At 31.3% G+C, this 22,346-nt stretch carries 21 protein-coding genes; 1 reads left to right on the top strand and 20 read right to left on the bottom strand.

Annotation, left to right across the window (positions count from 1 at the left end; genetic code table 11):
• Positions 1–38 precede the first annotated feature (38 nt).
• Positions 39–899, top strand: coding sequence for a zinc metalloprotease HtpX (htpX, locus tag ACO5J6_RS02630; RefSeq protein WP_485641877.1), 861 nt, complete (start codon positions 39–41; stop codon positions 897–899).
• Positions 900–1,049: 150 nt separating this feature from the next.
• Here the strand turns inward: htpX and ACO5J6_RS02625 are convergent, their stop codons facing one another.
• The 20 genes from ACO5J6_RS02625 to fabF all read right to left on the bottom strand — a co-directional run bounded on the left by ACO5J6_RS02625 (position 1,050) and on the right by fabF (position 22,341).
• Positions 1,050–1,406: a hypothetical protein gene (locus ACO5J6_RS02625; protein WP_485641876.1), complete on the bottom strand. Its 357-nt coding sequence runs from the start codon at positions 1,404–1,406 to the stop codon at positions 1,050–1,052.
• 20 nt (positions 1,407–1,426) lie between these two features.
• The gene (locus tag ACO5J6_RS02620; protein ID WP_485641875.1) at positions 1,427–1,765 is read right to left on the bottom strand and encodes a hypothetical protein; all 339 of its coding nucleotides are present in this window, start codon (positions 1,763–1,765) and stop codon (positions 1,427–1,429) included.
• Positions 1,762–2,892 carry an aminotransferase gene (locus ACO5J6_RS02615; RefSeq protein ID WP_485641874.1) on the bottom strand — a complete coding sequence of 377 codons (1,131 nt, stop codon included), beginning with the start codon at positions 2,890–2,892 and terminating at the stop codon, positions 1,762–1,764. Before ACO5J6_RS02615 ends, ACO5J6_RS02620 begins: the two co-directional genes overlap by 4 nt.
• 83 nt (positions 2,893–2,975) lie before the next feature.
• A complete protein-coding gene (gene argS / locus ACO5J6_RS02610) occupies positions 2,976–4,697 on the bottom strand; it encodes an arginine--tRNA ligase (protein WP_485641873.1) in 1,722 nt (573 codons plus the stop codon).
• Between the two features lie 37 nt (positions 4,698–4,734).
• Entirely contained in the window at positions 4,735–6,000 is a 1,266-nt protein-coding gene (locus ACO5J6_RS02605) for a helix-turn-helix domain-containing protein (RefSeq protein ID WP_485641872.1), read from the bottom strand.
• Positions 6,001–6,046: 46 nt separating this feature from the next.
• Entirely contained in the window at positions 6,047–7,444 is a 1,398-nt protein-coding gene (locus ACO5J6_RS02600) for a YfcC family protein (RefSeq protein ID WP_485641871.1), read from the bottom strand.
• Positions 7,445–7,540: 96 nt separating this feature from the next.
• Positions 7,541–8,476, bottom strand: coding sequence for a carbamate kinase (gene arcC, locus ACO5J6_RS02595; protein ID WP_485641870.1), 936 nt, complete (start codon positions 8,474–8,476; stop codon positions 7,541–7,543).
• A 3-nt stretch (positions 8,477–8,479) separates the two neighbouring features.
• The gene (argF, locus tag ACO5J6_RS02590) at positions 8,480–9,472 is read right to left on the bottom strand and encodes an ornithine carbamoyltransferase (RefSeq protein ID WP_485641869.1); all 993 of its coding nucleotides are present in this window, start codon (positions 9,470–9,472) and stop codon (positions 8,480–8,482) included.
• Between the two features lie 164 nt (positions 9,473–9,636).
• On the bottom strand, positions 9,637–10,851 hold the full coding sequence (gene arcA, locus ACO5J6_RS02585) for an arginine deiminase (RefSeq protein WP_485641868.1): 1,215 nt from the start codon (positions 10,849–10,851) through the stop codon (positions 9,637–9,639).
• A 376-nt stretch (positions 10,852–11,227) separates the two neighbouring features.
• Positions 11,228–12,328: a metal ABC transporter permease gene (locus ACO5J6_RS02580; RefSeq protein WP_485641867.1), complete on the bottom strand. Its 1,101-nt coding sequence runs from the start codon at positions 12,326–12,328 to the stop codon at positions 11,228–11,230.
• Positions 12,325–13,272 (bottom strand): metal ABC transporter permease, encoded by a 948-nt coding sequence (locus ACO5J6_RS02575; RefSeq protein ID WP_485641866.1) that lies wholly within the window; start codon positions 13,270–13,272, stop codon positions 12,325–12,327. Before ACO5J6_RS02575 ends, ACO5J6_RS02580 begins: the two co-directional genes overlap by 4 nt.
• Position 13,273: 1 nt before the next feature.
• On the bottom strand, positions 13,274–14,038 hold the full coding sequence (locus tag ACO5J6_RS02570; RefSeq protein ID WP_485641865.1) for a metal ABC transporter ATP-binding protein: 765 nt from the start codon (positions 14,036–14,038) through the stop codon (positions 13,274–13,276).
• A gap of 264 nt (positions 14,039–14,302) precedes the next feature.
• Positions 14,303–15,277 carry a metal ABC transporter solute-binding protein, Zn/Mn family gene (locus ACO5J6_RS02565; protein WP_485641864.1) on the bottom strand — a complete coding sequence of 325 codons (975 nt, stop codon included), beginning with the start codon at positions 15,275–15,277 and terminating at the stop codon, positions 14,303–14,305.
• The gene (locus ACO5J6_RS02560; RefSeq protein ID WP_485641863.1) at positions 15,270–15,944 is read right to left on the bottom strand and encodes a metal-dependent transcriptional regulator; all 675 of its coding nucleotides are present in this window, start codon (positions 15,942–15,944) and stop codon (positions 15,270–15,272) included. The genes ACO5J6_RS02565 and ACO5J6_RS02560 overlap by 8 nt, the downstream gene beginning before the upstream one ends.
• A 300-nt stretch (positions 15,945–16,244) precedes the next feature.
• On the bottom strand, positions 16,245–17,159 hold the full coding sequence (locus tag ACO5J6_RS02555) for a DUF1385 domain-containing protein (protein WP_485641862.1): 915 nt from the start codon (positions 17,157–17,159) through the stop codon (positions 16,245–16,247).
• A 25-nt stretch (positions 17,160–17,184) separates the two neighbouring features.
• Complete coding sequence (gene disA, locus ACO5J6_RS02550; protein ID WP_485641861.1) at positions 17,185–18,255, bottom strand: DNA integrity scanning diadenylate cyclase DisA; 1,071 nt, start codon at positions 18,253–18,255, stop codon at positions 17,185–17,187.
• Positions 18,252–19,619 (bottom strand): DNA repair protein RadA, encoded by a 1,368-nt coding sequence (radA, locus tag ACO5J6_RS02545; protein WP_485641860.1) that lies wholly within the window; start codon positions 19,617–19,619, stop codon positions 18,252–18,254. The genes disA and radA overlap by 4 nt, the downstream gene beginning before the upstream one ends.
• A 173-nt stretch (positions 19,620–19,792) precedes the next feature.
• Positions 19,793–20,293, bottom strand: a complete 501-nt coding sequence (gene coaD / locus ACO5J6_RS02540) for a pantetheine-phosphate adenylyltransferase (RefSeq protein WP_485641859.1) — start codon at positions 20,291–20,293, stop codon at positions 19,793–19,795.
• A gap of 15 nt (positions 20,294–20,308) precedes the next feature.
• A complete protein-coding gene (gene rnc / locus ACO5J6_RS02535; protein ID WP_485641858.1) occupies positions 20,309–21,022 on the bottom strand; it encodes a ribonuclease III in 714 nt (237 codons plus the stop codon).
• Positions 21,023–21,102: 80 nt separating this feature from the next.
• Positions 21,103–22,341, bottom strand: a complete 1,239-nt coding sequence (fabF, locus tag ACO5J6_RS02530) for a beta-ketoacyl-ACP synthase II (protein WP_485641857.1) — start codon at positions 22,339–22,341, stop codon at positions 21,103–21,105.
• Between the last annotated feature and the right edge of the window lie 5 nt (positions 22,342–22,346).

Here is a 22,346-nt window from a genome sequence, read left to right as displayed (position 1 = left end):
AGAATTAGAATTATTTAAAATAAAAAAGGAGAAAATTAATGTTTGAAAACAGTTTAAAAACAGGTCTGCTTATGACGGGTCTTATAGCCCTATTTGTCGCAATAGGAGGGTTATTTGGCAGAGAAGGTGCATTGATAGGACTGCTTATCGCAGGAGGAATGAGCTTTTTCAGCTACTGGAACAGCGATAAAATAGCCCTAAGCTCATACAGAGCCAAAGAGATTACTGAAATAAATAATCCAAGATTATTCAAAATGGTACAGAATCTGGCTAAAAATGCAGATTTACCTATGCCTAAAGTATATATAGTTCCTGAACAGCAGCCTAATGCGTTTGCCACAGGCAGAAATCCTGAACATGCTGCTGTTGCATGTACTCAAGGTCTCCTTGATATAATGGATGACAGAGAATTATCAGGAGTATTAGGACATGAATTGGGACATATTAAACATAGAGATATATTGATAAGTACTGTCGCCGCTACATTTGCGGGAGCTATTTCAAATATTGCAAGGTTTTTACCTTACAGTACAAGGGGACGTCGTCGTGATAATGATAGTGGGAATATAGCAGCATTGGCACTATTACTTTCTATTTTAGCTCCTATAGGTGCTATGATTATTCAGATGACTATTTCACGTAAAAGGGAATTTATGGCAGACAGGGCAGGAGCTGAATATTCCGGAAATCCTCTCTATTTGAGAAATGCTTTGGAGAAACTTGAAACATACAGCAGCAGAATACAAATGCAAAATAGAAATCCCGCCTACTCACATATGTTTATTGTAAATCCTTTGGCAGGACTTGGAGGACTGACCAATCTTTTTAGAACTCATCCGTCTACCGAAGAAAGGATAAGAGAACTGGAAAAAATGGCAAAAATTGATGACAAAAGTTAAAGAAAGGATTGACTTCTGAAAAAACGGGAGTCAATCCTTTTAATTTTATATTTTTTAAAATTGATTTTTATCAACATAATCAGCATGCTATTTTTTTAAATGACAAAATTTTTATCGGATATTTCTGATTTGCTTAATATATTCTACTTTTTATTCATCCTGCTCTTCTTCTAATTTTTCCTTTTCTTTATTTAATTTCATTATTTCTATACTATCAGGAAGTAAAAGAAGTGAAACCAAAAAATAAAATCCTATATGGAACCAATCTAACTCCTTTATAATAATACTATCTCCTGTAAACAATGTATATAACATAAATAAAATAACCGAAATTAATTCCACAAAAATCAGTTTTTTATAATTCATTTGAGAAAAAGAATATATAGAGGAAATTGTGAGAAAAAGGTCATTTATTGATGACTGAAAACTATTTTTACCTATTTGCTGACCTCTTAAAATAATCCCAAACGCTAATATTGCAAAAAAATTTCTTACAAATACTATCATCGTAACCTGCTTTCCTATTTTTAATCATCATCTTCCGAATATTCTTCGGACTTTATATACTTTTCTTCTTTAAAACTACCGGGCAGCGATATAATGAGTAATACAAAGCCAAATATTATTTTAGGCCATTCTAAATCTTTAATGACTATTCTTTGAGTTAATAATGCTGTAAAAGCAATAATGGCAAATGCAGTAATAATAAATGTCTTATAGTCAATATCATAAAAAGCGATAATAATAATTGAATATATTAAAAAATGGATAATAAGCGAATGAAACATAGGTCTTTCAATTAATTGTCCTCTCAAATAATATACAAGTATCATTGCAGTAGAAAAAGCCCTTAGAAATATCATCATATCTGATCCCTTTCAAATTCTCTCAAATATTCCGAAAGTTTTTCCAAGCCTTTTTCTAAAATATCCTTATGTGTACAATATCCCAATCTTGCATATCCCGGCATATCAAAACGATTTCCGGGAACTAAAAGAACGCCTTTATTTTTCAATAAACTTATACAAAATTCTTCTGTATCTATAGGAATATCCAATTTAATAAAAGAAGTAGACACATATTTAGGAAAAATTAGTGATACTCTCGGCTCATTTTGTACCCATTTTTTCACAATATTCAAATTTTCCGTTACTATTTTTTTATTTCTTTCCAAAACAGCTTCTTTATTTTCCAAAATATATGTCGCCAAATAATCGTCAAATACTCCCGCACAAATCATCGTATAATCACGATATTTTCTAAAAATATTTGTCAATTCATCATTTGCAGCAACCCAGCCTATCCGTATTCCAGGAACGGAATATGTTTTTGAAATACTGTTTACGGAAATTCCTTTATCATACAAATCAACGATTGAAGGTATTTCGATATCTGCTTCCAGTGATTTATAAACTTCGTCGGAAAGAATATATGCATCACAGCTTTGAGCAATTTCAACTAATTTTCTCAAATAATCTTCTTCCATTAATGTACCCGTAGGATTATTTGCATTGTTGATACATATCATTTTTGTATTCGGCTTTATAAGTCTTTTCAAATCTTCTAAATCAGGCAGCCAACCATTTTCTTCCTTAATATGCCACAAATCCACTTTTGCCCCAAAAGAACGGGGTATATCATATAATTGCTGATAAGTCGGATATAATGAAATCACATGGTCTTCAGGCTCAATCAGCGAATATAAAGCCAAAAAATTTCCTCCTGTAGCTCCATTTGTTTGTAAAATCTGTTCAGGAAGCACATTTTTATATAACAGGCTAACCTGCTTTTTAAATTCAGGAGAACCCTCTATCCAGCCATAATTCATCTTTTTTGTCATCAATTCCGAAAAAAACTCTTTTTCCGTTTTATTTCCAATTTTGATAATTTCCTCCAAGGTAAACGAAGCTATCGAACTTCCTGCAATATCATAAACAGCATCATTTTCCCAAACATTCAACCATTCTTCCACTCCAAAATTTGCAATTTTCATATTATATCACCTTTTTTATCCGTATTTTTTTTCATTTTGAATAAAAAATATATATTAATTTATAATTTCTTTTTACACTGTTTTTACATTCTTTCAACCACTTTTATTCCTAAAAGCGAAAGCCCCTCTTTTATTATATATGCCGTTTTTTCGGCAAGTAACAGTTTTGTATTAAATTTTTTCTTATCCTGTTCTCTGACTATTGATTCCGAAGCATAAAAATTATTAAATATTTTTGCCGTTTCAAACAGATAATCAGCAATCAAATTAGGTTTATAACCTTCGCAGGCTTTCATAACAGCATAAGGAAATTTCAGTAATATACCTGCAAGAGCTTTTTCTCCTTCATTAAGTTCTTCGGAAATCAGTCTGTAATTTTTATCATAATCAGCATTATTTTCCTTCAATTTTCTGAATACGGACATTATTCTTACATAAGTATACTGTAAATAAGGGGATGTATTTCCTTCAAAATTCAGCACTTTGTCCCATGAAAAAGATATCGAAGTCATACGGTTCTGACTCAAATCAAAATATTTAACTGCACCAATCCCGACTATTTCTGCTATTTCATCTTTTTCTTTTTCAGTTAATTCAGTATTTTTTATATCAATAATTTTTTTAGTTTCCTCTACAGCCTGTTCCAGTATATTTATAAGTCCGACAGTTTTTCCCTTTTCAGTTATTATGTCATCCTCAAACCTCATAGTTCCGAACCACACATGAACTTTTTGATAATCATAAGGTTTTCCTATCATTTCAGCAATTCTAAATACTTGTTTAAAATGTTCTATCTGTTTTTCTACCATAACATATACGGCACAGTCAATGTCCAGAATATCTTTTCTATATTTCAATGTCGCTAAATCTGTAGTTGAATATAAATGATGATTTCCGTCTTTTTTTCTGACTATGCAGGGAGAAATTTTTTCGTTTTCATCAAAATACACTGTCAATACTCCGTTATCGTCAGTAACTATTTTCTTTTCCTTAAGTATTTCAAGTATTTCAGGTATCATTTTATTATAGAACGCTTCACCATTATACATATCAAATTTTACATCTAATTTTTTGTATATCTTTTCGTGTTCTCTAAGAGAATACTCTATAAAATTTTTCCATAATTTTACATTTTCTTTATCTCCTAAAAGCAGTTTAACCCATTCTTCTTTTGCAACTACTTCCAATTCAGGATCAAACTGTGCTTCTTCAGAAAATTTTACATATATTCTTTCAAGCTCTCCTATGGGATTTTTCTCATATTCTTTCTTATCAATCCATTTATTATAGCCTACAATGAGTTTTCCAAAACGGCTTCCCCAATCTCCCAGATGATTATCTCCTGACACTTTAAAACCTACATATTCAAATATACGCTTTAAAGAATCTCCGATTACCGTACTTCTTAAATGACCGATATGCATTCTCTTACCAATGTTGGGAGAAGAATAATCAATCAGTATTTTCTTTGAGGTATCAATCGGAAAATTATATTTTTCCATTCCTATTTTTTTTACTTTATTAATTATTTCAGAATTTTTTATATATATATTTAAAAATCCGGGATTTGCAATTTCAAATTTATCAATAATATCATTATTTTCAAATTTATCTATTATTTCCATTGCGATTTCTCTCGGATTTTTTCCTATTATTTTTGCATTTATAAGGGCAAAATTTGTCTGAAAGTCAGCAGCTTCCTTTTTTGCTGAATACTGTATTTCAATATCATCAAAATCTTTTCTGAATATTCTCTTTATATTTTCTTCAAATATTTTCTTGACTTTAACAATCATAGGTTCCATACTGTCCTCCACTTCCGTTAAACTCAAATTTTATAAATTAGACACCCAGTTTTATATTTTTCCTCAAATCCGTAGGTGTTATATTTTTTAATTTAAAAAAATTATTATTAAATGTTTTAACGGTATTATATCCTAATTCAAAAGAAATATCAATTATGCTTTTATCGGTTGTTAGTAATAATTCACAAGCTTTATCAATTCTTAAAGAATTTAAAAAATCAATAAATCTTTTGCCGGAATATGACATTAAAATCTTATTCAGTTTTGTATCAGTAATACCGAATTTTTCTGTCAGCTTATTAATTGTCAATTCCTGAGTATAATTTTCAGAAATATAATCTATTATACTATAGACAAGTTTCTGCTCTTTTTCATTTAATATTTGATATATATTTTTATAGTATTCCCTATATGTATTGGGGTTCATATGCAGATGTTTATTACATAACTTCGTTATGTGAGCTCCGTCTACAAAACCGACTGAATGAGCTATTTCCTCAATGTTTAAATCAGTATACACAAGTAAATTCAAAGCTTTGGAAATCCTCATATGTCTTATCAGTTCATTAAATGTATATCCTGTTACTTCTTCCACATATTTTGTTATGGAAGACTCACTCATAAAAAATATTACAGACAGCTTATTCAATGTCAATTTTTCATTTAAATGAGCATAAATATATTTTATAATATTATTTTCAATTATTTCTTTTTTTTTTGGCAAATTATCTTTTTCAGAAATAATTTTTTTAGCAATAATTATTAATAATTCTGTAAGTTTGTTTATTATATATATTTTATTTAAATCGAAGTCATTTTCTTCATTCGACTTTTTCTTATCCGTAAGAATATCAAATTCCGAAAATGACTCCACTTCTATTTCATTTTTTATTTCAGAAAAAATATTTTCTATTTTTTTTGCTTCTTCCTGACTAAAATAAATAGCGGGAATTTCTTTCATAAGTGAAAAAATATGAACTTTGTTTTTTTTATACTTATTTAATATATTTAATATAAGACTGCTGAAAACTGAATTATATGATATTTCCATTACTTCCATAGGTTCCGCTACATCAGTTATTTCGGCTATTTCCCAAGGAAATATTGCCAGCAGGACATTCGGAATAATATCATATTCTTTATCATAAATTTTTATTTTTCCTGTACCTTTAGTGAAAAATAACAATCTTGATTCACTATTCATATTCGGTTTTATAGGAGTCTCAATATATTTAATATCAAACGAATACAGTTTATAATGTTTATAATCCGTCTGGAATTGTAAATTCAATTCTCTACCCATGAAATTCCTCACTAATTTTTTATATTCTATTATCTTATAGTCGTTATTATCTTATAATCATCATTGCAGCTGTAAGTATTATAATATCCATTACAAATATTATAGCAATCAGTTTTCCTACAAATTTTATCCATGTTGTATACTGCACTCTTGCTGTAGCAAGTCCACCCATTACAACTCCTGATGTAGGTGTTATAAGGTTTATAATTCCGGAAGCCGCACTGAATATCAATACCATAACTTCAGGACTATATTTTAAAGCCGCTGTCAGAGGTCCCAAAACAGGGAATGCAACTGAAGCCAGTCCTGATGTTGAAGGAATCAAGAATGACAATACAAGGAATAACAAATAAGAAGCCGGTGCAAATACAACCGGAGAAAGTCCGTTTAATGCTTTTGAGGCAGAATCAAGAATAAATGTATCAAATTTAGTAGCTGCCATTAGTACAGAAGCTCCTCTTGCAACTGCTATTATTAATACAACGCTTAATATATCCTTTACTCCGTCCATAAACGAATCTATAATTTCAGTTTCCTTAAATCCGTTAACTACTCCTATTAAAATACCTGATAACATAAACCACATAGCAAGTTCAGCAAAATACCATTCTCCTAAAGATGTCCCTGTCAGATAACTTGTCCAACCTTTAAAGAAAGTAATTCCGAAACTTTCCCATGGAATCAATGAAATAACCATTATAATAAATGTTATAGAAAATATAGTCAATGTAATTCTTGTTTTTCCGGTAAATTCTATATTATCAAAATTTGCATGTCCAAAGTGTTCCTGCATATCATTCTGTTCCTGTAATGATAATATTGTGGAACCTTTTTCCTCTTTTACTTTTTTAGCATATTTTAAAACATATAAAATTGCAACTATCAATGCCGAGATCCATAAAATTGTACCTAACATTATTACAGTCCCTGTATTATACTGTATCCCTTTTTCTTTCAATCCGTCAAGAGCAATACCTATTGCAAACGGATTTACTGTTGAACCAAGAACTCCTACTCCTGCACCAAGCATTATAGTAGCAACTCCGACAGTAGTATCAAATCCTGCTGCAACCATTGTAGAACATATCAATACATAAAATGCAACTGTTTCCTCAGCCATTCCGTATGTTGTTCCACCAATTGAAAATAATATCATCAGCACAACAATCAGAACTGTTTCTTTTCCTTTAAGTTTTTTTACAAGTGCACCTACACCGGCATCCAATGCCCCGGTTTTAGTAACAACTCCTAAAAATCCTCCAAGTAACAATATAAATATACATACATCTATCGCTTCTTTAAATCCGTTGAATGGAGCCATTACTACTGTAGAGAGTTTAGCGTCATCAACTTGTGGAAAAAACCATGTCAAGATTGCCAAAGCTATTATTATAAGAAATAATATTGAAAAAGCTGACAGCTGTATACCTTTTTTCTTTGCCATATCATTCTCCTACTTTCCTTTTAATATATTTTAATATAATTTTTATCCCATAAATGGGATTATGAGGGCATTAATATGCCCTCTCAAAATTTAATACTAATATTTAATAACTGTTCCTGTATTTCCTGCCAATGCTGATCCGGCATTCTGCAATGAAGTAATTATAGCCTGTCCTTTTGGATTATTTACTACATATTCCATACAAGCTTCTATTTTCGGTAGCATACTTCCTTTAGCAAAATGACCTTCGTTTATATATTTTTTCACTTCTTCGATATTTAAAACATCCAGTTCTTTCTGGTCAGGTTTATTGTAATTGATATAAACTTTATCAACAGCAGTTAATATAACAAGCATATCAGCTTTCAAATCGGCTGCGAGTTTGGAACTCGATTTGTCTTTATCTATAACAGCATCTACTCCTTTGTAACGTCCATTTTCTTCTACAACAGGAATTCCGCCTCCACCAACTGTAATTACAATAGTTCCTTTATCTACAAGTGTTTCTACTTCTTCTATTTCAACTATTTTTTTAGGTAACGGTGAAGGAACCACTCTTCTATATCCTCTACCTGCATCTTCTACAAACGTAAAGCCTTTTTCAGCAGCGATTTTATCTGCTTCTTCTTTACTGTAAAACATACCTATAGGTTTTGTAGGATTAGTAAAAGCAGGATCTTTTTCGTCAACGACTACTTGAGTTACTAATGTTACAACACCTTTTTTTATATTTTGTGCCTGTAATTCTTCTCTTATAGCCTGTTGAAGATGATACCCTATATATCCTTGACTCATTGCACCGCATTCAGCAAAAGGCATATAAGGAGTTTTAACTTCTCCGTTAGCAGCATAATCCATTGCTAAATTTATCATTCCCACTTGAGGACCGTTTCCATGACCAACTATAACTTCATATCCCTCTTTAGTCATTTCAACAATTGATTTTGCAGTATTTTTTACAAGTTTCAACTGCTCTTCAGGAGTATTTCCTAAAGCATTTCCTCCAAGTGCGACTACTATTCTCTTAGCCATTCTTTATTTTAATGTAGCATACATTACTGCTTTGATTGTATGCATTCTGTTTTCAGCTTGGTCGAATACTTTTGATTGAGGGCTTTCAAAAACTTCGTCTGTTACTTCCATTTCAGGCAATCCAAATTTATCGTTTATTTCTGCTCCTATAGTTGTTTTCAAATCATGGAATGAAGGTAAGCAATGTAAGAATATTGCTGTATCTTTCGCATAACTCATAGCCTGTTTATTTACTTGGAATTTTTTCAGTTCTTTAATTCTTTTTTCCCAAATTTCATCAGGTTCTCCCATTGATACCCATATGTCAGTATAAATAACGTCAGCATCTGTACATGCTTCTTTTACATCTTCAGTAAATCTTATTTTGCTTCCACTTTTTTTAGCGATAGCCTCTGCTTGAGCTACTAATTCAGGATCCGGTTTTAAGTCAGCAGGTCCGCAGGCAGTAAAGTTCAGTCCCATTTTAGCACATGCTACCAATAAAGAGTTTCCTAAATTGTTTCTTGTATCTCCCATGTACACAAAGTTAATTCCTTTTAAATATCCAAAATTTTCTTCGATTGTCAATAAATCCGCCAACATTTGAGTTGGGTGAAATTCATTTGTCAATCCGTTCCATACAGGTACTCCCGCATTATCAGCTAATTCCTGAACTATTTTTTGGTCAAATCCTCTGTATTCTATTCCGTCATACATTCTTCCCAAAACACGGGCAGTATCTTCGATACTTTCTTTTTTACCCATTTGTGAACTTCCAGGATCAAGGTAAGTAACTCCCATTCCTAAGTCCATTCCTGCAACTTCGAATGAACATCTTGTACGTGTAGAAGTTTTTTCAAATAAAAGAACTATGTTTTTCCCTTCTAAATATCTGTGAGGTGTTCCTGTTAATTTTAATTCTTTAAATTTCTTTGATAAATCTAACAGATATCTGATATCTGAACTACAAAAGTCTAATAATTTTAAAAAATGTCTTCCACTTAAATTTTTTGGCATTTAAAACCATCCTCTCTTATTATAAAATTTATATTTTCAACTAATCAACCGGCTATATTTATAGTCGGTCAATTAGTTTCGGTATATATTATAATATATACCATATTTCTTATTTTTTTTCTACGATTTTTTATTTCTTATTTTTTCTATTATATTTAATTATTTTAGTCTTCTCTTTCCAGAGGCATACTCATACATCTTGGTCCTCCACGACCTCTTGATAATTCGGCACTTGGCATTTCAAGAACTTTTAGTCCTGCTCTTTTCAGAAGTTCATTTGTAACATCATTTCTTTCATAAACTATAATAACTCCCGGAGCTATACACAATGTATTTGAACCGTCGTTCCATTGTTCTCTTTCAGCAGCAATTCTGTCTTCTCCACCGCATTTTATCAATTTGACATCAGGTACACCGAGATATTTTTCAAGTATCGCTTTTAATGTATCTGTCAATAATTTGATTTTTATTTTATCTCCGTCTTTAGTCAATTCATAAACTTCCAACGGTCCCATTATATTTGGGTGAATAGTAAATTTGTCATAATCAATTTGAGTAAATACTGTATCTAAGTGCATAAATGCTCTTGTTTCAGGTATTTTGAAAGCAAGTACAGTTTCTATACTGCTGTCAGCTGAAGCAAATACATTTTTAGCTATCTGGTCTATTGCAGCAGCTTGAGTACGTTGAGAAATACCTATTGCAAGAACTTTATCATTTAAGTTAAGTATGTCTCCACCTTCAATGTGAAACTGATTATCTCTTTCATAGAAATAAGGAACTTTTCCTTTATAGTCATTATGATGTTTGAAAATATAGTCAGAATATATTGTTTCTCTGTTTCTTGTAACAGAATACATTCTATTAAGACTTACTCCTTTTCCTATTGAAGCAAATGGATCTCTTGTAAAATACAGATTAGGCATAGGATCTAAGATTAATTCACTATCATCATTTAATTTAGAATTTAATGAATCCGAATTTAATTCCAATTCTCCATATTTAACCCCTTCCATTGTTTTCAATATTAATTCTTTGTTATCTTTGTAAGAATTAAAAAGTTTCAATAAAGCTTCTCTGTATTCAGGTACAAGTACACCCCCTTCAGTTATAAACTGTTCCAGAAACTTTTGTTTCAAGTCAGGACATTGACTTATTGTTTCAGCAGCTAAATCTTCAAGATATACAACCTCAACTCCGTTATCCCTCAAAATTTTGGCAAAAGCATCATGTTCCTGTTGTGCAACTTTTAGGAAAGGAATATCATCAAACAATAATCTTTCCAATGTGTCCGGAGTCAAATTGAGTAATTCTCTTCCGGGTCTGTGTAATAAAACTTTTTTTAACGGTTTTATTTCACTTTTAACATTAATTGCCATCTCTAACTTACCTCCTCGTAAGAAAAATTTAAATTTTTTGAAAAATAAATTTTTATCTTTCAATTACATTATTATTATATTCCAAAAAAAAAAAATTAAAGGAAATTTTTCCCCTATTTTTTTGTATATTTCATATTTTTAATTTTTATATATCTCATACTTCTATTTTTTCAGTAAAATCAATATATTTAACTAATTTATATAAAATTTAAAACATTAAAAAATCCACTTTAGCATAAAGAAAATTCCTTTTTTTGAAATTTTTCTCCATTTTAAAGTAGATTTTAAATTTGAAATATTAATTTTATGTTTGAATAATTATGTTATTTATTAATAATTTATATTATACAATTTTATATTTATACTTTTATGCTGATTAGATATGTTTATATTGTATATATTCTTTACCTTTATCGGAAATCTTAAATATTCCACTATCAATGTATATAAATTTTCTTTCTTTAGCCCTTTCCAATATTTTGTTGAAAAATCTTTTATCCCATCTTAAATGATACTCCATTGTATCAATTCCGCATTCTTCTTTTTCACTTTCAGTATTGCTATGATTAAATATGTGAATTAACAATATCTTTGTCGAAAATTCAACTTTCTGCTTTTTCTTACGTCTGAAGGTTGAAATAAGTCCCTTTTTCGGTGAGATAATCAGCACAAAGATAAATATTACTCCTATTACTACGGCAATCATACCCGCGATAGAAACATCCCAGACAGTTGCGAAGAAAAAACCAAGTATACTTGATACCGCTCCTAAAATAATACTTAGAAATATCATTATTTTCAGTTTATTTGTAAGCATATAAGCCGTTATTGGAGGTCCTATCATAAAGGCAACAACTAATATCGAACCTACCGCTTCAAAAGAAGCAACTGATGTCATAGACACCAATGACATCAATATATAATGTATCAGCACGGGTTTCATTCCCAAAGTTGCAGCAAGAGCTTTATCAAAAGTAGATATTTTAAGTTCCTTAAAAAAGATTACAATAAATAACAGATTTATAATAAATATTGAAAAAGTTGAAACAAGACCTTTTGCAACCGTAATGCCAAATATTTTAGTCGTATTGAATGGGGTAAAAGCAAGTTCTCCAAGTAACACCGCATCTACATCAAGATGAATGTTTGAAGCATATTTTGAAATCAATATTACTGCGATACTAAATAATAAAGGAAATACTACTCCTATAGCAGAATCCTCCTTCATAAGTCTTGTTGAATTTAAAAGTTCTATAAGGTAAACCGTCAGAACTCCGACTATTCCGGCTCCTACTATTAATAAAGGGGAACTTAAATCATGAACCATAAAGAAAGCAACTACAATTCCCAACAAAATAGTATGTGTTATTGCATCGGATATCATTGCCATACTTTTCAGGACAAGAAATGTCCCTAAAATAGAACATGAACTTGCAACACATATAGCAATAAGCTGTATTATCAATCCTGCACTCATGATTTCATTCCTCCTTTCATTTTACTAAGTTGTATTTTTTTATTCTCAAGTTGCTTTCTAAACATTTTTCTTTTCTTACTATTTATTAAAATTCTGGATAATACACCTCTTTTAGGAGAAAAAAGTATACTGAAAACTACTATCAGACTTATAACAAGAACAATAACCGGTCCTGTCGGTAAATTACTTTCCGTTATACTTATCAAAGTTCCTGTCAAACCTGCTATTCCGCCAAATATTCCTGATAAAATGACCATTATCGATAGTCTGTTCGTCCATTGTCTTGCAGCCACTGCCGGAGAGATAATCATTGCACTTATCAATATTACTCCTGCTGCCTGTATTCCTATTATTACCGTAATTACAATAAGAACTGAAATAAGAATTTCAATTTTTCTGCTTGGAAAACCCAAAGTTTTCGCAAATTCCGAATCGAATGTAACAATTTTAAATTCTTTCCAGAATAAAATTATAACTATCAGTAATATTATTCCCGTATATAGCATAAGCCTTACATCACGTTCTACAAAAGTGGACGCCTGACCGAAAATAAACTTATTAAGCCCTGATTTATTCGCACCGGGTAATTTATTCAAATATGAAAGCAAAACAAGTCCCAACCCAAAAAAGACCGATAATATAAATGCTAATGCACTATCAAACTTAATTTTAGTATAATTCTGAATAGTTTGTATTAACCCTATACATATTAATCCAATAGCTAAAGCACCTAAAAGAAGAATTTCCGTATTTTTTGAACGGATAATTAGAAAAGCCAGACATACTCCCGGTAACGAAGCATGAGAAACAGCATCTCCAAGTAAACTTTGTTTTCTTAAAACTGCAAAGCAGCCGAGCATACCCGAAACCGAGCCTAAGAGCATACAACCTAATGCTATAGTTCTGAAAGTGTAATCACTTACAAGAAGACTAATTATATTCATACTAAGCCTCCTTTTCAGATAAAAATTTACTTTTATATGTCTTTTCTATATTTTCCTGAGTAAATGTTTCATCTACATGACCTGATGCTATGACTGATACGTTGATAAATGTTACGTAATCAAAGTAATTTTTCACTGTCTGCAAGTCATGATGAACTACCACCACCGTTTTCCCGTCATCTCTTAACTTTTTCAGTATATTTACTATTGATTTTTCAGTTTTACTGTCCACTCCTTGAAAAGGCTCATCCATAAAATATATATCTGCATCCTGTACTAAAGCTCTCGCAAGAAACACTCTCTGCTGCTGTCCGCCTGACAGCTGACTTATCTGTCTTTCGGAAAAATCGTCCATTTCTACTTTATGGATTGCTTCTTTCGTTTTCTCTTTGTCAATCTTTCCTACTCTTTTCAGCCAACCTACTTTTCCATATCTTCCCATTTCCACGACATCAAAAACAGTAGTGGGAAAATCCCAGTCCACACTCCCTCTTTGGGGAACGTATGCTATTTTATTTCTTACTTTATTATACTTCTGACCATAGAAATATACTTCTCCTGTGGCAGGTTTTATTAAATTCAGCATTGCCTTTATCAATGTAGACTTACCGGCTCCATTAGGACCTACAATTGCCATTAGCACTCCTTTTTTTATTTCCAGTTCTATATCCCATAAAACAGGATTTTCGCCGTAAGCAACTGTTAAATCTTCCACTTTGATAATTATTTCTTTTTTATCGTTGTCTGATATATTATTGTTAGCCATCTTTTTTCCCCTTCTACTTCTAATTCTCATACAATTTTATAGAACTGTTTTTTTTCATATAAATATTTTAAATTCAATTATTTTCTATTATATTATGTTCTATTTTTGTACTTATAATTCTGTATTTATAATATTTTTTAGATTATATTTTCTATCATATTTCAATATTAATAATATTCTAATACTTATTATTATTTTAATATATTTTTTATATTTTTTGTTATTTTTATAATACTATTTTGAATAGCTAATATAAGAATACTTCTATTTTAAAGCATTAGCAATAGTATCGGCATTAGCTTTTACTGTTTTAATATAAGTTTCTGTATTATGAGCTTCATCTCCCAATGAGTCGGAATACAATTCTCCACCTATTTTTACTTCTTTCCCTTTAGCTTTTACAGCTTCCTGTAATGCTTCTATACTTTTTTTAGGAACTGAAGATTCTATAAATATAGATTTTATATTATTTTCCACTATAAAGTTTGCCAAATCACTTATGTTTTTACTTCCTGTTTCAGAATCAGTTGAAACACCTTGTATTGCTCTAACTTTTAATCCAAACTGTGCCGCAAAATATCCGAAAGCATCATGAGCGGTTACAAGGACTCTACTTTTTTCAGGAATTTCATTTATTCTTCCTTTAACATAAGCTGTCAATTCATTTAAATCAGCTTTATATTTTTCCAAATTCTGTTTATAATATGCACTGTTTGCAGGATCATATTTACTTAATTCAGCTTCCACAGCTTCAGCTTCTTTAGCCCATAACTCAGTGTCAAACCATACGTGGGGGTCAGGCGTATTTTGATCCACAAAATGAATTTTTGATTTATCCAATGCGTTTCCTACATTTAAAACCACTTTATTCTGAGAAGTCAGTTTGTCAAAAATCTCTACCATTTTACCTTCGAGATGAAGTCCACCATAAACTACAACATCTGCATTTGATAATTTTTCTATATCTCCTGCACTTGCTGTATATAAATGAGGGTCTACTCCTTCTCCCATAAGTCCGGTAACTTCTACTTTATCTCCACCTATAGTTTTTATTAAATCTACAAGCATTGTTGTAGTCGTAGTAACTTTTATTTTTTTACCCGTTGAGGTCTTTGCAGTCGAATTATCTTTGTTTTCCTTTCCGTCTTCTTTTTTACCGCAAGCTAACAATCCTAAAATCATTACTCCAAATACCATTAAAAATCTAATACTTTTTCCAAAACCGTTTTTTCTAATCATCTTCTATTTCCTCCGTATCTTTATTTTTTTTATAAACCTCCATCATCCCTGCTGCATTATAAGCTACTACTTTTATACTTTTTTCTTTGCTGCTTAAATATATAGGGCCTTTAAAAGGGTCTTTCCTCTGAACAGTATAAGTTTCTTTAATATTAATATTCAAATCTTTCAGATAATCATAGAGTTCAATATTATCTTCTACACTTAATATGATTATTTCATCATCTTCTTCCGCTTCAGAAAGTTTTATTATATTTTCTTCATCAAATTTCTTAATCCCGTAAAATATAGGGCTTCCATGAGGACATTCTTTAGGATAGAACAAAAATTTCTCAAGTCTCTTTAAAAGTCTGTCGCTGGTAACGTGTTCCAATATTTCAGCCTCTGTATGAACTTCATCTTTGTTATATCCAAGTTTCTCGAAAAGAAAAACTTCCCAAACTCTATGTTTTCTTATAATATTAAGTGCAAAATCATTTCCTTTTTCAGTAAGTTTTATATTTTTTCCTGATGTTGTCAAATATTCGTCATTAGCAAGTTTTTTTATCATTTCACTTACCGAAGCGGGAGAAATATTCAGATATTCAGCTAAATTTTTATTTGAATACTGTTTTTTCTTTTTTAATGTGTATATTCCCTTTAAATAATCCTCTATACTCTTGCTCATTTCATCTCCTTTCTTAGTTAAGCCTAATCATAAAATTAGGTCAGCCTAATTCTTTGATAATAGAATACCACTATATGATTTACTTGTCAAGAAATTTTTTAAATAAAAAGGATAAAAAATAAAAGTTACTGCAACTACAACTTTGAATAAAATAAAAATAGTAAAAATATATTTATAAAATTCTTTAAAATCAACAAATATTACTTTTACTATTTTTATTCTATTATTTTTAACTTAATTTCTTATTATCTCTCATTTTATTCAAATTATTTAATTTATTTAGATTATCCAAATTTTGTTTTACTCAAAAACTTCCGTAGCATTTGTTACTTCTTTTCCTAATGCAACATTTAGTGCGACTATCGCCACTTCCAGCTGACTCTCATCAGGTTCGCTCGTAGTAATTTTCTGAAGCCACATTCCCGGTTTTGCTATTATTTTTGCAAAACCGTTATTCAAATGGTAGCTTGTCCATCTCTGAAGTTCATAAGATATTCCCGCTACAACCGGTACAAACAATACCCTTGTTATAAGTTTATATATTAAAAACATAACCATTCCACTATTTTCCCTTGTTACTCCAAATAGCAAGTCAACTACTGAAAATACTAAGATACTTATAAACATTACGAGTAACAGAAAACTCGTTCCGCATCTCGGATGAAATCTTGTACATTTTTTTGCATTTTCAGGTGTAAGTTCCGTACCTTCTTCGTAGTTTATAATACTTTTATGTTCTGCCCCATGATATTCAAACACTCTTTTTATATCTTTAAAAAATGAAATTCCCCATATATATCCTAAAAAGAAAACAAGTTTTACAATCGCTTCAAGAATATTTGCCATTACAGTTTTTTCTTTAAATATAAATCCTCCGATATAGGAAGGTAAAACCATAAATATTGCTACTCCAAGTAATATGGAACCTGTAACAGTCCACGTAATCTGACTGTCATTTAGTTTTTCCTCTTCCAGTCCTGCCTGATTTGAAGCAAATATCAGTTCTTTTGTCCCTACCACCATAGCGTCAAATAGGGCAAATACACCTCTTATAAAAGGTATTTTGAACCATTTATTATTTTTCTCGGTTAATTCGATTTTCTTATAAACTATACTCCCGTCATGTTTTCTTACTGCTGTTGCAATAGCCTTAGGACCTCTCATCATAACTCCTTCGACTACAGCCTGTCCTCCGACAACTACTTTTTCTTCCATTATTCCTTTCCCTTTCTATGTTTATTTAATATCTGTCAAGCATTACTCTATTTCTTAGTCTTATTAATGCTTTATTTATATGCTCCGCTTTTAATTTGCTTATTCCTTTTACTTGCGTCATTTCTTCAGCGGTAGCCATTAAGATTGCCTGTATTTCAGTAAATTCGGCTACAAGCATTTCTATATCTTTTTTTGTTACTTTATTTATTGTTCCCAATATTCTGTATCCTCTTGAATTGATTATTTCATCAAGACTTATATTCTTAAGGTTATATCCCAAAATTTCTACTATATTTTCATCTTCAAGTAATTCTTCTTTATTCAGCATTCTTAAATTTTCCATTACTTTTTCGACTTTTTCATCATTTTTCTTATAATCTCTTATTAAATCTGTAAATTCTTCATCCTGATTGAGCATGATCTCCTGATACTGTATTTTTACAAGTCTTCCCTCTGCTCCCAGCTCGGATATATATTCTATCAGCTCATCGGACATTCTAAAAAGCAGTCCATACATTCTTATAATTTCTACAATATCGTATAATGTAACCATATTATCAAATTCAGAAACAGTCAGATTTATTAAATTTTTACTTATTGCTACTGCGTATTTTTCCAAAGCAGTCATCGCCTGAGAAGATTTCACAAGCAAATCTCCTATGTCATGTAAAGTATATCTAAATTCTCCTTTATATATAGTAATTTTGTTTCTTCTTTCCGAAACGGTAATGACAAGATTTCCTGTCTGTTTGGCTACTCTGTGAGCAGACTGGTGTCTTGTACCGCTCTCATCAGTTTTTATATTTGAGTTAGGCTGAAGTTGGATATTTGCTCCATATATAGTTTTTATATCCTCGGACAGTATAATTCCGCCGTCCATTTTAGAAAGTTCATACAGTTTCTGTGGAGTATAAGGGGTGTTCAGTTTAAATCCTCCTCTAATTATACCCGATAAATCGGAAGGGTCTCCCAAAACGACTATCGCTCCGAGCGAAGCCTCCTGTACTCTGTCTATAGCAGACCTCAATGGCGTTCCCGGTGCTAATATGGAAAATACATATTCAAGTATTTTCTTTTTAGGTTCTTTTTTTTTCATATTTTCATCCTTTCCACTAACTCACTAATATTACTTATATAATTTAATTTAATTTTTGTTTTTTCATTTTTTATATCTTCTTTATTACTCTTAGGCAGATAAACTCCTGTAAATCCTAATTTTTCGAGTTCATTTATCCTGTTTTTTATAAATGACACTTTTCTTACCTCTCCTCTCAATCCCAGTTCACCTATTGCGGCAATTTTCTGACTGATTGGAGTTTTATTTACCGAGGAAAGTAGAGAGAATATTACTGCCAAATCCGAGCTTCTGTCTTTTAATTCTATTCCTCCGGGAATATTAATGTAAATATCTTTAGAATTTACATCTATGTTCAATGACCTTGATAGTACCGCACTCAATATTTCCACTCTATTTTTATCATAACCTTCTACTGTTCTTCTCGGTATACCGAAACTGGGTGTACTCAAAAGCGATTGTATCTCAAACAGAAATACTCTGCTTCCTTCAAATATTGGAGCTATTATACTTCCTATATTTTTTTCTTCTCTATCGCTTATAAAAAATTCTGAAGGATTTTTTACTTCACTTATTCCATTTTCTTTCATATCAAAAATTGAAATTTCATTTGTAGAGCCGTATCTGTTTTTTATGGATCTTATTATTCTGTAATAATTATTTTCTTCTCCTTCAATCTGAAGCACTGCGTCCACCATATGTTCTAAAAGTTTAGGACCTGCAAGTTTTCCGTCTTTTGTTATATGTCCTACTATGTAAAAAGAAATCTCATTTTTCTTTGCAATCTCTATTAATTTTAAAGTTGTCTCCCTTATCTGGGTAACACTTCCGGGGACGGAATTTACATTTTCTGAATACAGAGTCTGTATAGAATCTATAACTACTACTTTCGGTTTATCTCTTAATATAATATTTTCTATTTTTTCGATATTTGTATCATTGAGAATATATAAATTCCGACTGTTTACATTTATTCTGTCGGCTCTCTGTTTTATCTGTCTTGGAGACTCTTCCCCCGAAACATAAAAGACATTACCTATTTTTGAATATTCTTCGGATAACTGGAGTAAAAATGTGGACTTCCCTATTCCGGGACTTCCTGTTATCAGGACTACTTCCCCTTTGACAAGTCCTCCTCCGAGAACCCTGTCAAATTCTTTGTATTGAGTTACCATTCTGAATTCTTTTTCAATTTCTATTTCAGAAATTTTACTTATAGATATTTCTTTTGATTCAATATTTTTAAAAGCCTTTTTTATATCTATTTCTTCTTCAAAAGTCCCCCACGAATCACAGTTTGGACACTTTCCAAGCCATTTTTGTGAAGTGTATCCACATTCAGAGCATATATATTTTACTTTTGAGTTTGATTTGGTCGCTGCCATAATCCAAATTATCCCCCTTAATCTTTCTATTATAATTCAATTTCTATCATTCAAATCATTTTTATAAATAGAATAAATTGTGCCGTTTTCTTTATTATAATATATTTTTTAAAATAGTCAATTAATATTTCATATTATATTTCATAATCTTTTATATTTTCATTTGAGAGAATTTATAACTCCATTTGATTTACTTTTTCAATCAATTTTTTTTCTACATTTTCAGGGACAAAACTTTTCAAATCCCCATGATTTTGTGCAATTTCCTTTACAAGACTGGAGCTCAAATACAAATATTTTCTTGATGCACTCAAAAATATAGTTTCAAATTCACTTTTAGCAAGTGCCTTATTAGTCAAAGTAAATTGCAGCTCATATTCATAATCTGACAATGCTCTCAATCCTCTTATAAGGATATCAACTTTTTCCTTATACATAAAATCTACAAGCAGTCCGTTGAATATCTTCACTTCAGCGTCGACATTCTCTCTCTTGAGTACCTCTTTTATCATCTCCACTTTCTCATCATCTGAAAACCATGCCTGTTTTTTTGAGGAATTTTTAAAAATGCCAATTATAAGTTTGTCAAACAGATTTGCCGAACGTTTTATTATATCTATATGCCCGTTTGTTATAGGGTCAAAACTCCCGGGATAAAGTGCCGTTTTAATCATTTTCCCCTCACTTCATTATTTTGTATTGTATTTTCTGCCTTTAATAAATTCAAGAGCTTTTTTTGCAGCTTTTTTTTCTGCTTCTTTCTTACTTCTTCCTCTGCCTGTACCTATTATTTCATCATTGAGTTTTACTGAAATTTCAAATCTTTTGTTATGATCCGGTCCTTTTGTATTCATTAATTGATATTCAGGCATTTTCTTATATTTACTCTGGAATATCTCCTGTAATACTGTTTTATAATCAGCTATACCTTCTATATCTTTTAAATTTTCCACCTTGTCAGGTAAAAATTCCAACGCAATCTGTTTTGCAGTATAATAATCAGAATCTTTAAAAATTGCTCCTATTAATGCTTCAAAAGCATCTCCTAAAATAGATCTTCTTTTTCTTCCGCCCGAAGCAGCTTCTCCGTTACTCAGATAAAGATACTCCCCTAATTTTATTTCTGCTGCAATAGCTGAAAACACAGGCTCACTTATTATCTGGCTCTTGAGTTTTGCCAAATCTCCTTCGCTTTTTCTTTTGTCCAGACCATATATATATTCCGTAACTATTAAATTTAAAACTGCATCTCCTAAAAATTCCAGTTTTTCATTATCAAACTTTTTGAATTTATCGTTTTCATTGGAAAAAGACCTATGAGTTAAAGCTTCTTTCAAATAATCTTCATTCTTGAACTGATAATTTATTTTTTTCATCAGTTCCTGAATATTTTTAGCTTTCATAATATAACTCCTATATCAGTCTCATATTTCAGAAAATCCGGAACAATAAAAACACTCCGGATTTTCCTTGTCATATTTTTTTATTTATCCTTATATTTTCTAAAAGCAAGAACGGCATTATGACCACCAAAACCTAATGAATTGGAAAGTCCTACTTCTATTTCTCTTTTTTCAGATTTATTAGGAACATAGTAAAGATCGCATTCAGGGTCAGGATTATCCTGATTTATAGTAGGCGGCAAAATTCCTTCGTCTATTGCCAGTGCAAGAAATCCGGCTTCAACTCCTCCTGCTCCTCCCAGCAAATGTCCTGTTGCCCCTTTTGTGGAACTTACTGCCAGCTTGTAAGCATAGTCTCCAAAAGCAGCTTTTATAGCTTTAGTTTCATTTTTATCATTAGCAGGAGTAGAAGTTCCATGGGCATTTATATACCCTACTTCCTCAAGTTTTACATTTCCCTGTTCCAAAGCCATTTTTATTGCTCTTGCAGCTCCTTCTCCTCCGTCCGAAGGTGCAGTCATATGATAAGCGTCTCCCGTTTCTCCATATCCTACAACTTCAGCATATATTTTTGCTCCTCTTTTTTTTGCATGTTCCAGTTCTTCCAGTACCAATATTCCTGCTCCCTCTCCCAGTACAAATCCGTCTCTATCAGCAGTAAAAGGTCTTGAAGCTTTTTTAGGGTCAGGATTTGTCGATAATGCTTTCAAGTTTCCAAATCCTGCTATTCCGCTTGGAGTAACAGTACCTTCAGTACCCCCTGCCAATATTACATCAGCTTTCCCCAATAATATAGTCTGAAAAGCATCACCTATAGAGTTTGTACCTGAAGCACAGGCTGTAACTATCGATTTATTCGGTCCTTTTGCCCCAAGATATATGGAAGCGTTTCCCGCTGCCATATTTGAAATCGCTGCCGGTATATAGAAAGGTGACACTTTTTTAGGACCTTTTTCCACAAGTTTTCCTATTTCCTGTTCTATTATTTCAAGTCCCCCAATTCCCGAACCTATAATTACTCCTACTCTATCAGCATTTTCAGGAGTAATCTCAAATTTTGCATCTTTTAATGCTTCTATTGAAGCGGCTATTGCAAATTGGGAAAATCTTCCTATTTTTTTCAATTCTTTTTTTTCAATATAATCCTCAGGGTTAAAGTCATTAACTTCTCCTGCAATATGGACAGGATATTCTGTACTGTCAAAAGCTGTAATTTTATCTATACCGCATTCCCCGTCAAGTAATCTTTTCCAAGTTTTATCTTTTCCGGTACCTAACGGAGTGATAAGCCCTACTCCTGTAATAACTACTCTTTTCATTTATA

This window comes from Pseudoleptotrichia sp. (genome assembly GCF_057270515.1).
The sequence above is the reverse complement of the archived record's forward strand: the minus strand, read 5'-3'. Positions and strand labels throughout refer to the sequence as shown.